This window comes from Streptococcus parasanguinis (assembly GCF_964238605.1).
Lineage (GTDB): Bacteria > Bacillota > Bacilli > Lactobacillales > Streptococcaceae > Streptococcus > Streptococcus parasanguinis_AJ.
Map to the genome: position 1 here is coordinate 143,104 of NZ_CAXSMM010000005.1, position 13,188 is coordinate 156,291.

The following is a 13,188-nucleotide window of genomic DNA, read 5'->3' on the forward strand; positions in this document are numbered from 1 at the left end:
CTCACAGAAAGTCAACACTTATTTGTGAAAAGTTTCCACCAAGCGTTTGGTGATTTCTTCAATGAGGGTGAAAGGGGCTGCTACATTGAGGCGAGCATGCAAGTTTCCTTCTTTTCCAAAATCTGTTCCACGGTTCAAAATCAATTTGGCTTGGTCATGAATTTTAGCATGCAGCTCATCATCGGTATAAGGATAGGCTGAAAAGTCCAACCAAAGAAGATAGGTGCCTTGGGGTTTCATGACACGGATTTTGGTCTTTTCATGCAATTCATCTACCACATAGTCGATGTGTTTTTCAAAAACTTGCTTGAGCTCTGTCAACCAAGGCTTGCCATGACGATAAGCCGCTTCTGTAGCAATATACCCTAAGCCTGAGATTTCATGTTGATTATTAGTCAATTGCCGTTGTTTAAAAGCCGTACGAAGCTTTGGATTTTCAATGACCACATAGGAATTTTTTGTTCCTGCAATATTGAAAGTCTTGGTTGCACTGGTTAAGATCAAACTGAAGTCTTTAAAGATTGGATCAACCGTGTTAAAGCTGGTATGACGGTGGCCAAACAAGGCCAAATCTTGGTGGATCTCATCTGAAACGAGAAGGACACCATGTTTTTGACAGAGGTGGCCGATTTTTTCCAAGACTTCACGATCCCATACACGGCCTCCAGGATTGTGCGGATTACACAAAACATAGAGTTTAACTTCTTGCTCCACAATGTCTTTTTCGAGCTGATCAAAATCAATTTGGAAAAGACCATCCTTTTCAACTAATGAATTTTCGATCAATTTTCGACGATTGAGTTTGACACTTCTGGCAAATGGAGGATAGACCGGCGTATTGATTAAGACAGCATCCCCTTCCTTAGTAAAGGCTTGAATAGCTGTTGAAATGGCTGGAACAACACCTTCGATAAAGACGACAGCTTCCTTGTCAAAGGAATAGCCGTGCTCTTCTTTTTCCCAATCAAGGATAGACTGGTAGAGGGTATCCGATGCGTAGGTGTAGCCATAGACCATTTGGTCCGCATAACCGATCACCGCTTCTCGTACTTCTGGAATGACATTAAAATCCATGTCCGCGATCCAAGCCGGAATGATTTCTGGATCTGTCTCTGTTTCTTTCCACTTGTAGGTATGGTGGGTCAAGCGATTCGGTAAAGTCGTGAAATCATATTTGGTCATCTTAAGCCTCCAATGCTTGTTTCAAATCTTCAATCAAATCATCCGCATCTTCGATTCCGATGGACAAACGAAGAAGATCATCTGTCAAACCGTATGAATGGCGAACTTCTGCAGGAATGTCCGCATGAGTCTGAGTGGTAGGATAAGTGATCAAGCTTTCAACTCCGCCAAGACTTTCTGCAAAGGTAAAGACTTGGAGGGAATTTAACAAGTTAGGAATTTTTTTCTCATCTTGAATTTTAAAGGAGACCATTCCACCTTTTCCGGTGTAGAGGACTTCTTTGACCTGAGGGGAGGTTTTCAAAAACTCGACCACCTTGCGAGCATTCTCTGTGGAGCGCTCCATCCGAATAGAAAGCGTCTTGAGACCACGGATCAACAGATAGCTGTCAAATGGTGAAAGAACAGCACCTGTCGTGTTCAAATTGTAAAAGAGTTTGTCATACAAGTCTGCATCATTTGTCACGACAACACCAGCCAAGACATCGTTGTGACCAGCTAGGTACTTGGTTGCTGAATGAAGAACAATATCCGCTCCCTCTTCAATCGGACGTTGATAGATCGGGCTATAGAAGGTATTGTCCACCACGACTTTGGCACCTTTTGCATGGGCCAATTTGGCTAAATGAGCAATATCAAATTCCAACATCAATGGATTGGTTGGTGTTTCAATATAGAGGACATCTACCGGATCATTATCTAGATGGTGGATCAGTTCTTCTTCTGTATTGGCATAGGTGAAAGAGAAACGACCTTCTTGCTCTTGTTGGTTAAACCAGCGGAAAGAACCTCCATAAAGGTCACGAACGGCCAAGACTTTTGAACCAACAGCGAAAATGCTAAAAGCAAGTACGATGGCTGACATTCCAGAGCTTGTCGCCAAAGCATAGTCTGCACTTTCGATAGCTGCCAAAGTCTTCTCCGCTGTTGCGCGTGTTGGATTTTTCGTACGGGTATAGTCAAAACCTGTAGACTGACCAAATTCTGGGTGTTGGTAAGTCGTAGAGAAATGCAAAGGAGTCGTCAAAGCTCCCGTTGCTTGATCCGACTTGATTCCTGCCTGTGCCAAAATAGTATTGATATTGCGTTTTTTACTCATATTGCCCTCCGATAAATATTCAATCTAACTGATTACTATTTTATCACTATTATGAGGAGAGCGGTTTTCACATTTCCAAGACCTAGCTATAGTTTCAAACTATAAGAAAAGGCTGGGCACTTTTTACCCAACCTCTGATTTATTTGATGCGGAATTTTTGTCTGAGACGTGTGGCTTGACCTCCGATAAAGCGGTCAAAATATCGTAGCCATAATCCTAAGGCTCCATAAATAGCAACTCCTAATCCGCCAATGACGATGATATAAATCATGCTCGATACACGACCATTTGGTGGGAAAATCCAGCCCAAAATCAAGCCTGCAATCAAGACTCCAAGTAGCATCACCACGGTCAGAATAGAACCAAGCAAGGTGCGCTTAAAGACGATGGTTCGATTAAACTGAGTGATGGTTTGGATCTCTCGATACATGAGAACGATTGGCACCATTAACGCAATGGTCGTTGACAAAAGTGGTCCATAAGAACGAAAGACCAAAATAAATGGAATTTGTAGGACCAATTTCACCACTACACCATAAAAGAAATAGCGAATAGCCTTGCGGTTTTGAAAGAGGGCTTGAATCATTGGAGACAAGACCATATAAAGACCTAAAATAATGGTCTGCAACATCGCTACAATGAAGAGTCCCAATGCTAAGCTATCTGGTTGCCCATAGAAAACCGTATAAAGTGGTTTTGCGACCGCAACTGCACCAAAGGTCGCTGGAAGCAAGAAAGCCAATAACATGGTCAAGTTATCCTGTACGAGCTTCCCAGCAGCTTTTAGGTCACCCTTCACGTAATTCTCTGTCAAAAGAGGAATCCCCACTCCCCCAATCGAAGTCGCTACTGCGATCAAGATCATAGTAATTTTGTTTGGATTAGCAGAGAAATAACTAAACATGACCAAGAGCTGTTTCTGACTATAATCTGTGAACCAGGACATAATATTAATAAAGGTCATCTGGTCGACAATTTGGAAGAGCTGGATCGCGGAACCAGTAATGATAAAAGGAATGGCTTCCCGTATAGTATCGATCAAGAGTGCCCGGGTATCAATTTCTTCACTTTCCTCTTGTTTTTTAAAAATAGATGAGAGCAAGCCTGTCTTTGCAAGGTAGTAAAAGAGAACCAACAAGCTTGCTACCATTCCGATAAAGGCAGCAAAGGTTGACTGCGTAACAGCTTGCACATAATCTCCAGAGCCAATCTTCATAATGAAGAAGGTCGTGAGCAACATCCAGATGACCCGAATGACTTGTTCTGCAATCTGGCTTATAGCGTAAGGCTTCATGTTGTTAAAACCTTGGAAAAATCCCCGAATGACACTCATCGAAGGAAAGATCAAGACAGCCCAAGAAAGGCTCTGCATGATCGGAATCAACTCTTTCCCCCCACCTGAAAGGCTAGCAAAGACAGGAGATAAAAGATACATGAGAATGGCAAATCCAAGGCCTAGAATTCCCATGAATTTCAAGAAGCCCCGAATCAAAGCAAAACTATGATCGGCTTGGTCCCGGGTATTGTATTTGGCTACTTGCTTGGCAACAGCTACGGGTACTCCGGCTGTCGAAATCAAGAGAAACCAAGCATAGATATTGTAGCCCATTGTAAAAAGACCATTGGCTTGTGGCCCATATTTCCCCATCCAAATATACCAAGGAATAATATAAGCAGCTCCTAGCAAACGGCTGATAAAGTTGCTGGCTGTCATCCAGGCAGTCCCGCGTAGCATCTGGGCTTGCTGGTCATTTTGTTCGTGACTCATTGGTGTCCTCTTTCGTTTCTTCTTCTCTTCATTATAAACTTTTCCATGACACTTGTAAAATAGGGACTTTAGGTTTACAATAGTTTTATGATTACAATTGAACAAACCCTCAACATTTTAAAACAAGACCAAAATTTCCGAGAAGTTCTAGTAAATGGTGAATACTACTACCATTTAGAAGGAACACGTTTTGATGCCATTAGCTATGATAGCCGTAAGGTTTCTGCTAGCACCCTCTTTTTTGTCAAAGGGGCCAACTTCAAAAAAGAATACCTGGAACAGGCTATTTCTAATGGACTCGGCTTTTATGTCTCTGAAAAAGATTATGAAGTTGGTATTCCTGCCATCCTCGTCAATGATATCAAACAGGCCATGAGCTTAATTGCCATGGAGTTTTATGGGCACCCTGAAAAACAATTAAAATTATTAGCCTTCACAGGGACTAAGGGAAAGACAACAGCGGCCTACTTTGCTTACCATATTTTGGAACAAAGTCACCGACCAGCTATGCTGTCTACCATGAATACGACACTGGATGGTAAAAACTTCTTTAAATCGACCCTGACAACTCCAGAGAGTTTGGATCTTTTTGCTATGATGGCCCAGGCAGTAGCCAATGATCGGACCCACCTTATTATGGAAGTTTCCAGTCAAGCTTATCTGGTGAAGCGGGTTTACGGCCTGACCTTTGACGTCGGTGTTTTTCTCAACATCAGTCCAGACCATATTGGACCGATTGAACACCCAACTTTTGAGGATTATTTCTACCACAAACGTCTCCTCATGAAGAATAGCCAAGCCGTTGTCATCAATAGCGATATGGATCATTTCCAAGTTTTAGCGGATCAAGTCGCGAACCAAGACCACGATTTTTATGGAAGCCAGTCTGAGAATCAAATTGAAAACTCTAAGGCCTTCAGCTTCTCAGCCACTGGTAAGCTAGCAGGCGACTACGATATCCAACTGATTGGCCATTTTAACCAAGAAAATGCTGTAGCAGCAGGTCTTGCCTGTCTTCACCTAGGTGCGAGCCTCGAGGATATCCAAAAAGGGATTGCTAAGACGCGCGTTCCTGGCCGAATGGAAGTCTTGACTCAGCAAAATGGAGCCAAGGTTTTCATCGACTATGCCCATAATGGAGATAGCTTGAAAAAACTGCTATCAGTTGTTGAAACCCATCAAACGGGGACTATTTCACTAGTTCTTGGATCAACTGGGAACAAAGGAGAGAGCCGTCGCAAGGACTTTGGCTTACTCTTAGAAGACCATCCTGAAATCCAAGTCTTCCTCACAGCGGATGACCCCAACTATGAAGATCCTTTGGCTATCGCTGAAGAGATTAGTAGCTTCATCACGCGCCCTGTCGAGAAAATCGCAGATCGCGAGCAAGCCATTCAACTGGCCATGGCAACAACCAGCAAGCCTGAAGATGCCGTCATTATCGCCGGAAAAGGAGCGGACTGCTACCAAATCGTCAATGGCGTAAAAGAAGAGTATCCGGGTGACGCCACCATCGCTGAACGTTATTTATAATCAAACGAAAATCAAACGAAACAAGGCTAGGAAGTTTTCCTAGCCTTTATTTTTTTATAAAAATGAATCGTTCTTTATCAAATTCGACAGCTAACTCATACTTTCCATCTTCATTTTGAATGATGTAGCCCAATAAAACTAAACTATCAACAAAGATGTCTCTGCGCTTTTGCTGGACTTCTTCTTTCTTGAGGAACTTGAGCAAAAAGCTAGTCATATACTTGAGAGCATACTCGGGATTGACATCTCCCAAAATGGCATAGAGCTTCTCTTGCTCCTCTGTCAAAGGATATTGCTGAGCCACCTTGTAGAAGTAATTGGAAAGAGTCTGTGCATTTCGCTCGAAATCAGTCTCCTCTATGAGAATCGCTTCATTGGTCGTATTGCGGAGTTCCGTTTGGAAGACCTTGGCTTTCAGTTCCTGATAAAATTCACTATCTTCTCGGACAAAGACTTCTTGATCCAGGTCAACAAGATCAGCTGACTCCAAGAAGGGCAAATTGAGGGTGTAGCGTTTATTTTCTCGAAGGATCAAGCCCGCTTTGATATACTCCTCCATCAGTTTATCCACTGGTTGATCTGGAAATTGGGCCTTGATTTGCCGCAAAATCACATCATCCTGCTGGTCCAGATAGTTGATCAAGTCCTTGAAAAATGGCTGACGTGTCAAACGTGTGGGATTAATGATTGTAATCATCCATATACCTTTCTTTAAACTGTAGATGGGGAGACTGGGCTAACTGACTTGGGTTGGTCCCGGGCTGATCTAGAGGAACGGCTAGGCCGAGTTCTCTGTAGTAGGCTTTCCAAAAGGAACTAATCTCTTCTTCTTCCTCTCCAAACTTCATGGGAATGGTCTCAAAAATAGGAAGAATTTCTGCTACAAACTGGGAACAATAGAAACCATCTCCATCTGGATAAAAGGAAGCATTGTAGGGAGAACCCAAAAGGTTCTCTGCTCGCTTTTTGACATCTGTACAATCAATCTCCGCATAGCGATAAAGGTCATAGACTTTCCCATCTTCAAAGAAATCTTCGGGAGACTGGGCAAGGACACCACCTTCCACCCTAGCATGATAAATAAAGCCGTCTAGAAAGATAGCCACATGGCTGTAATGACCAGTAGATGTCTGGATAGCCTGCCCCATTTCTGTATTTTCACTGACAAAAATCAAATCACCTGATGCTAACATGGTCTTCTCCTAGCAAAAAAGGAGTCGAAACTCCTTTTAACGATGGGTTTCCCCATTTATCATTAAGCATTAAAGCTTTCAGTCAATTGAGGAACCACTTGTTTCTTACGTGAAACGGCACCTGGAAGGAAAGCGTGGTTGTTTTCAAGTTTGAAGTTGAAAGCTGCTTCTACCTTGTCCATGTTGGCACCAAGAGCCAAGATTTCTGAGTTTGAGTTGACGATATCTGTAATCATCAAAACAAAGTCAGAGTATCCGTTAGCTGCATTGGCAGCTTGGATAGCTGCTTCGATTTCAGCTTGGCGTTCCAAAACTTCCGCAATATCAACTGTGTTCACTTGAGCCACACGAACGTTGTTTCCGTTCAATTCAAAAGTCTTAGCATCGATATCGATCAATTCTTCTGCTGATTTGCTTGCCAAGTTAGTACCAGCCTTGAGCATGGCAAGACCGTATTCTTCTAAGTTGACACCAGCCAATTCAGCCAATTCAGGCGCAATCACCTTATCAGATGGGTGTGTTGTTGGAGATTTCAAAAGAAGGGTATCTGAAATCAAACCTGAAAGCATCAAACCTGCCAATTCTTTTGGCACTGCTACACCGTGTTCTTTGAACATACGGTACACGATAGAAGATGCTGATCCAACTGGTTCCAAACGCATGTAAAGTGGGCTGGCAGTTTCGAAGTTAGCCACACGGTGGTGATCCACTACACCATAAACTTCTACTTCAGCAATATCTGAAACAGATTGTTGGAATTCATTGTGGTCCGTCAAGATGACTTGTTCTGCACCTTCTGCTTTAGCTGATGTGATGACGCGTGGTGCTTCCACACCAAAATAGTCCAATACGAAAGCTGTTTCTTCATTTGGAGTTCCAAGAGCCACTGCTTCTGTATCCAAACCATAAGCTTCTTTTGCAAGATAAGCAAAAGCTACAGATGAGCCGATAGCATCTGAGTCAGGATTTTGGTGACCAAAAACGAGAATTTTTGACATGTTTCTACCTCTTTATTTCATTTATAGATTCACTCTATTTTAGCACGTTTTGCCATTTAAAGAAAGGGAATAGTTGTGCATTTCAATAGAAAAGACAGCTGGAAGGCCCAACTGTCTATACTTTTTATCCTTTGACCCGTTTCAGGTAATCTTGGTAACTTTCTGTTTCCATCAAATCTTTTGCATTTTGGACCCGTTCTTTTGTCGGTGGTTTCACACCCTCCAATTTGTAGGGAATGCCCAATTCACGCCATTTGAATTCCCCCATAGTATGGTATGGAAGGATCTCAAATTTATCAACATTTTTAAGGGTTTTAACAAATTTTCCAAGCTCGATCAAGTCGTCATCTCGGTCTGTAAGCCCAGGTACCAAAACGTGACGAATCCAGACTGGTTTTCCAATATCAGATAAGTACTTGGCACAAGCTAAAATCGTTTTATTGGTATGGCTGGTCACAATTTTGTGCCGTTCATCATTGATTTCCTTGATATCCAGAAGTACCAAGTCAGTCACTGCCATCAAGCGGTCAAATTTTTCCAAATAACGAGGCGTATTGCGGAAAGGAAGAGCACAGGTATCCAAAGTACAATGAATGCCCAACTCTTGAGCCTTAGTAAAAAGTGCAATCAAAAAGTCAATCTGCAAGAGGGCTTCTCCACCACTGACAGTGATTCCCCCTTTTTCGCCCCAAAATCCACGATAACGGAGGGCTTCTTCTAGGACATCATCCACTGTCCGTTCACGGGACTTGTTGGTTTCCATTGCCCAAGTATCTGGATTGTGGCAGTATTGACACCGCATTTGACAGCCTTGAAGGAAGACAATAAAGCGGATCCCAGGCCCGTCTACTGCACCAAAACTTTCTGTTGAGTGTACCATTCCTGTTACTTTTCCATAGTCAACTGTTTCATTTTCCATTGAGGAACCTCTTCTCTTGAAAACGTTTTATGATTTTATTATAACACGATTCCATCTATTTTAAAGAGTTTAAGCCTCTTTTTGAAAAGAAACTGTTCTTTTCAGTATGTTTCATTGTCCTAGTACAGTTTCCAATATGGAACTATCTGTCCTGTATTTCAGGAGATAAAAAGGAGCCAGCGACTCCTTTTTTAGATCTTTCTTATGAAACACGTTAGTAAGTCATCTTTTTTTCTCATACCAGACAAGACTCATCGTAACTACTACCACTCCAAAAAGAGCTAGATAGCTTGTTTCTTGTCCAGTAGATGGAAGGATTTTCCGTTTGCCTGGTGTCTTAGTTTCTGTTGCTACCTCTTCCTTGTCTTCTTGCTTCTCATCTTCGTTCTTACCCTTCTCTTTGCTTTCAGCTGTTGAACTCTTTTGTTCATTAGCTTGGTCTTGATGAGGGACTAGTTGAGTTCCTGTATTCGATGAAGAAGGGCTGGTTTGATCAGTTGGTTGTCCTGGATTCCCTTGTTGATCATTCGTCGGCGTTCCTGGAATTTGTGCTCCACTAAAGTCGATTTGGACCAAGACAGGATCATGGTCTGATGCACGACCGTGTTCCTTCATAAAGGAAGCATTGATATGGACTGGTTCAACCGTTGCTTTGGCTGCCATGTTGTTTGAAATAAAAATGTTATCCAATACTTGATTGCTACCACGGTAGAAATAAGAATAGCGATCACCTGCATCATGTTGAGACATTAAGTTGGTTAGTTCATTGCCCGCAATGATCTGTGCTGTGGTTGAGAAATCGTAATCATTAAAATCACCCGTCAAAACGAAGGTCGTCTTCGGATTTTGCTTCAATCCTTCTTGGACGAATTGATGGATGACACTAGCTTGTGCTTCACGAGTTGGCAAGGTATGTTCCACTGCTGGTTGGCTTGCCCCATAAATAGCATCATCTCCGATTTTTGATTTCAAGTGATTGGCAATCACCACAACTGGTTGGCCTTTGAATTCAAACTCAACAGCTAAAGACTTGCGAGTATGATTAAACGATGGATCATTAGGGGCAATCCGAGCTGGATTTTTAACCAGGTGTCCCTTGTCAAATTGTGCTGCTTCGTTGCTAGTCGCTGCCTCTTTCTTGGCTAAGGTCACACGTTCTGGATTGTAGAGGATTCCCAAACGAATATTAGAACCAGGCTTTCCTCCGTCAGCGCCATCTACTGGAGCAACCTCCGTATACTCATAGCTCTTGCCACCCAATTCCTTGATCCGATTGGCTAGTTTGCGTCCACTTTCAAGACCACTGGTCGTCCCGTCATCCACACTACCATTATTGTCCTGCACTTCGATCAAAGTGATAATATCCGGATTGTGAATTTCATGGATAAAGGAATTGGCAATCAGCGTCACCTTATCCTCTGGCGTTTCATTTTTGTCATTGTTGGCCGAGAAATTTTCAATATTATAGGAAGCGATGGTCAGTTTGTCCTCACTTGGTTGGGTTTGAGCTGCTTGACGCTGCAAGCCACCATCTTGAACTGTCAACTGTTGAGTGGGCTCTACCTTATAAAAGCTATTCCGATAAGTCACCACTCCTGTCACATCTTCTGCAAAGTAATCTTTGGCTTTTGCGACAAACTGATTACCAACATAAATCGGGATCGTCGCTGTATTTTGCGCATGTGGCCGTAGATTCAGACCTCCAATATTGTTTAAAGGAAGGCCTGTAAAATCTTCTCCCAATACATAGATATCTCCTTTATACTGGGGACCTAGAACATGCGGTTTCTTTACCACAGTGAACATGCCTTCCAGACTTTCCCAATAATCGAGGGCATCGGTTTCTGGAGCATAAGCAGTCGGATTAGGCTTCACATCTGCTGGCATGCCCGCAGTGATATTCACAGCTTCTGGAAGAGGGGCTGTCCCATCTTTTGTGATCCAAGCATCGACCAGCATGGTCACCGTTAAACTATTCGTTGGTTCCTTAAAGGTTTTCCCAGCTCCCAAGGTAACCTCTTCCATATAGCCTTCCTTGACGGTACCAGTGATTTTCACCTTGTCACCGACTTTCACCTTGTATTTGGAAACAACATAAATCCCATCTGAAGTACGGCTATTCCCATCCGACTCAATATCTTGGGCATAAAAACCATAGCGGTCTGTTTTCGTCACCACTGCATTTTTGATAGCTACCTTTTGGCCTTCCAGTGGAGAGCGTTGTGATTCCCCTTGAATGTCCCCGATCTTAACCGTTTTCTCCTCAGTAGCGTCTGAGGAACTGCTAGATGTCTCTTCTTTATCACTCGAAGCTCTCGTCGTAGCGTCTGTAGTTGTTGTTGTAGCGGAAGTCGAACGATTTGTCGAGCTTTCCTCGCTGCTAGTGTTCGTCACAAGCGCTGACTCTGAAGTCGAAGCTGTGGTCTCGTCTGCAACTACCGTGAGGGCACTGCTAAAGACCCCCAACTGACTAGCCAATAAGGTGGCTACTCCCAGTAGGCGAATCTTTTTACCGTTTTTTCTCATGCGTTTCTCCATCCCTAAAAAGTTTTCCTCTTTTATTATAAGGGAATGACTTTGCATTTTCAAGCGCTTTCAAAAATATTTTTCAAAAAGAAAAACACTTCGACCCAAAAAGATCGAAGTGTGAAATACTTAAACTAAAATCGCCAGTGTCTGATATGGTTTCAGAATTACTTTTTCAGAAAGCTCTACGTTCTCATAGTTGGATAAAAGCACGCGCCCTGCTTGGTAGTCTTTTGGAATCGCTACTTCGACTTCACTTCCATAGAAATGATTGAGTACCAAGAGTTTTTGACCATCTAAGTGGCGTTCAAAGGCGTAGACTTCTTGACTATCTTCCAGTGCTGGCAGGTAGCTTCCTTCTGAAATGATGGGCATTTCTTTGCGCAAGCGAATCAATTCTTGATAGAAAGTAAAGATTGGGCCATCCATTTCCTTTTCAACGTTGATGTCTTTATAGGACTTCCCAACTTTCAACCATGGGGTCCCTGTTGAAAAACCGGCATTTTCAGAAGCATCCCATTGCATGGGCGTACGAGAATTATCACGGGACTTAGCTTGGATAATCTTAAAGGCTTGCTCAGGAGACTTGCCTTGATCCAAAAGCATTTGGTAAGCATTGATGGACTCGACATCCATATAATCTACCATCGAATCATAGTCTGGGTCAATCATGCCGATTTCTTCCCCCATATAGATATAAGGGGTCCCACGTGACAAGTGAATGCTAGCTGCGAGCATGGTCGCTCCTTCATTGCGGAAGTTCTTGATATCTACAAAGCGATTCAAAGCACGAGGTTGGTCATGGTTGTTCCAGAAGAGGGCACTCCAACCACCTCGTTCACTCATTTCCTTGCCCCAGGTATGATAGAGACGTTTGAGCTCTTCAAAATCAAATGGAGTAATGGTCCATTTTTGACAATCTTCATAGTCGACTTTCAGATGATGGAAGTTAAAGGCCATAGATAACTCGTGGCGCTCCGGTGCTGAATAGAGAACACAGTTGTCAATGGTTGTCGATGACATCTCTCCAACTGTCATAAAGCTATCATCAGCGCCGAAAGTCGCTTCATTCATCATGTGTAGATAGTCATGGACAATGGGTTTATCCGTATAAGCTGGTTTCCCTTCATTTTCAGGGCAATCCACCAAGACTTCATCTTTCCCAATCAAATTGATCACATCGAAACGGAAGCCTTTGACGCCCTTGTCCCGCCAGAAATTGACCACCTTAAACAACTCCTTGCGGACATTGGGATTGCGCCTAGTGAGAACGACTTAAAAGAGCACTACCAGGTCAGTCGAGATACCATTCGTAAATCGCTCAAGCTCTTGCAGGAAGAAGGCTTTATCGAGACTGTTCAAGGAATGGGGTCGCAAGTTTCTAGACAAGCGCACTTTGACTTCCCCGTTTCCCAATTAACCAGCTACCAAGAAATCGTCAAAGCTTCTGGTCTTCGCTCAGAAACCAGTGTCATTCGATTTGAAAAAATCAGTATCGATGAAAAAGGAGCTAAAAAGACAGGTTTTCCCCTTCACCGTTTGGTTTGGAAAGTAACCCGGCAACGGGTAGTGGATGGCGTCGCTTCTGTCTTAGATATTGATTACCTAGACAGAGAGCTGATCCCAGGCCTAACTAAGGAAATTGCCCAGCACTCTATCTACCAATATATAGAAGAAGACTTGAAATTGCAGATTGGCTATGCCAAAAAAGAAATTTTGATTTCACCAATCGATAATCGCGACAAAATCTTACTGGATCTTGGAAAAGACCAACACGTGGTAACGGTCCGCTCCCAAGTTCACTTAGCAGACGGACGGCAATTCCAGTTCACCGAAAGCCGGCACAAATTAGACAAGTTTCATTTTGTCGACTATGCAGAGCGGAGGAAATAAAGGAGGCTGGGACAAAAGTCCTAGCCTCTCAATTATTTTTGGATTGTCGAGCAAGACGCAGTGGTTGAGTGGGCTCT

General features: G+C 43.0%; 10 protein-coding genes and 1 pseudogene. 2 read left to right on the forward strand and 9 right to left on the reverse strand.

Annotated elements, in window-relative coordinates:
• Positions 1-18: 18 nt before the first annotated feature.
• The 3 genes from ACESR9_RS05790 to ACESR9_RS05800 form a co-directional block, all read right to left on the reverse strand.
• On the reverse strand, positions 19-1,182 hold the full coding sequence (locus ACESR9_RS05790; RefSeq protein WP_023918813.1) for a MalY/PatB family protein: 1,164 nt from the start codon (positions 1,180-1,182) through the stop codon (positions 19-21).
• A gap of 1 nt (position 1,183) precedes the next feature.
• Positions 1,184-2,281, reverse strand: a complete 1,098-nt coding sequence (locus tag ACESR9_RS05795; RefSeq protein WP_014713707.1) for a cystathionine gamma-synthase — start codon at positions 2,279-2,281, stop codon at positions 1,184-1,186.
• A 139-nt stretch (positions 2,282-2,420) separates the two neighbouring features.
• Positions 2,421-4,049: a putative polysaccharide biosynthesis protein gene (locus ACESR9_RS05800; RefSeq protein WP_301355636.1), complete on the reverse strand. Its 1,629-nt coding sequence runs from the start codon at positions 4,047-4,049 to the stop codon at positions 2,421-2,423.
• A gap of 87 nt (positions 4,050-4,136) precedes the next feature.
• On the opposite strand from ACESR9_RS05800, the gene ACESR9_RS05805 reads away from it, so the two are divergent.
• A complete protein-coding gene (locus ACESR9_RS05805) occupies positions 4,137-5,582 on the forward strand; it encodes a UDP-N-acetylmuramoyl-L-alanyl-D-glutamate--L-lysine ligase (RefSeq protein WP_049488506.1) in 1,446 nt (481 codons plus the stop codon).
• Between the two features lie 46 nt (positions 5,583-5,628).
• Here ACESR9_RS05805 and ACESR9_RS05810 read toward each other — a convergent pair whose 3' ends face one another.
• From ACESR9_RS05810 to ACESR9_RS05835, 6 genes and pseudogenes are all read right to left on the reverse strand, one after another.
• Positions 5,629-6,279 (reverse strand): DUF1803 domain-containing protein, encoded by a 651-nt coding sequence (locus ACESR9_RS05810; RefSeq protein ID WP_373105984.1) that lies wholly within the window; start codon positions 6,277-6,279, stop codon positions 5,629-5,631.
• Positions 6,263-6,775 (reverse strand): YiiX/YebB-like N1pC/P60 family cysteine hydrolase, encoded by a 513-nt coding sequence (locus ACESR9_RS05815; RefSeq protein WP_373105986.1) that lies wholly within the window; start codon positions 6,773-6,775, stop codon positions 6,263-6,265. Before ACESR9_RS05815 ends, ACESR9_RS05810 begins: the two co-directional genes overlap by 17 nt.
• A gap of 62 nt (positions 6,776-6,837) precedes the next feature.
• Positions 6,838-7,773 (reverse strand): manganese-dependent inorganic pyrophosphatase, encoded by a 936-nt coding sequence (locus tag ACESR9_RS05820; protein ID WP_003005572.1) that lies wholly within the window; start codon positions 7,771-7,773, stop codon positions 6,838-6,840.
• 124 nt (positions 7,774-7,897) lie between these two features.
• The gene (pflA, locus tag ACESR9_RS05825; protein WP_003005017.1) at positions 7,898-8,692 is read right to left on the reverse strand and encodes a pyruvate formate-lyase-activating protein; all 795 of its coding nucleotides are present in this window, start codon (positions 8,690-8,692) and stop codon (positions 7,898-7,900) included.
• A gap of 222 nt (positions 8,693-8,914) precedes the next feature.
• Complete coding sequence (locus tag ACESR9_RS05830) at positions 8,915-11,218, reverse strand: DUF8508 domain-containing protein (RefSeq protein ID WP_373105988.1); 2,304 nt, start codon at positions 11,216-11,218, stop codon at positions 8,915-8,917.
• 129 nt (positions 11,219-11,347) lie between these two features.
• Positions 11,348-12,487, reverse strand: a pseudogene (locus tag ACESR9_RS05835) (alpha-amylase family glycosyl hydrolase); the annotation flags it as partial.
• Here ACESR9_RS05835 and treR point away from each other — a divergent pair.
• Positions 12,437-13,111: a trehalose operon repressor gene (gene treR / locus ACESR9_RS05840; RefSeq protein WP_368077070.1), complete on the forward strand. Its 675-nt coding sequence runs from the start codon at positions 12,437-12,439 to the stop codon at positions 13,109-13,111. The pseudogene ACESR9_RS05835 and the gene treR sit on opposite strands and share 51 nt — an antisense overlap.
• The last annotated feature ends 77 nt before the right edge of the window (positions 13,112-13,188 follow it).

Coding starts and splice junctions, on each gene's coding strand:
- ACESR9_RS05800 (WP_301355636.1), bottom strand. CDS start 4,049: ATGAGTCACGAACAAAATGACCAGCAAGCCCAGATGCTACGCGGGACT.
- ACESR9_RS05830 (WP_373105988.1), bottom strand. CDS start 11,218: ATGAGAAAAAACGGTAAAAAGATTCGCCTACTGGGAGTAGCCACCTTA.
- ACESR9_RS05815 (WP_373105986.1), bottom strand. CDS start 6,775: ATGTTAGCATCAGGTGATTTGATTTTTGTCAGTGAAAATACAGAAATG.
- ACESR9_RS05820 (WP_003005572.1), bottom strand. CDS start 7,773: ATGTCAAAAATTCTCGTTTTTGGTCACCAAAATCCTGACTCAGATGCT.
- ACESR9_RS05790 (WP_023918813.1), bottom strand. CDS start 1,182: ATGACCAAATATGATTTCACGACTTTACCGAATCGCTTGACCCACCAT.
- ACESR9_RS05795 (WP_014713707.1), bottom strand. CDS start 2,281: ATGAGTAAAAAACGCAATATCAATACTATTTTGGCACAGGCAGGAATC.
- ACESR9_RS05810 (WP_373105984.1), bottom strand. CDS start 6,279: ATGATTACAATCATTAATCCCACACGTTTGACACGTCAGCCATTTTTC.
- ACESR9_RS05805 (WP_049488506.1), top strand. CDS start 4,137: ATGATTACAATTGAACAAACCCTCAACATTTTAAAACAAGACCAAAAT.
- pflA (WP_003005017.1), bottom strand. CDS start 8,692: ATGGAAAATGAAACAGTTGACTATGGAAAAGTAACAGGAATGGTACAC.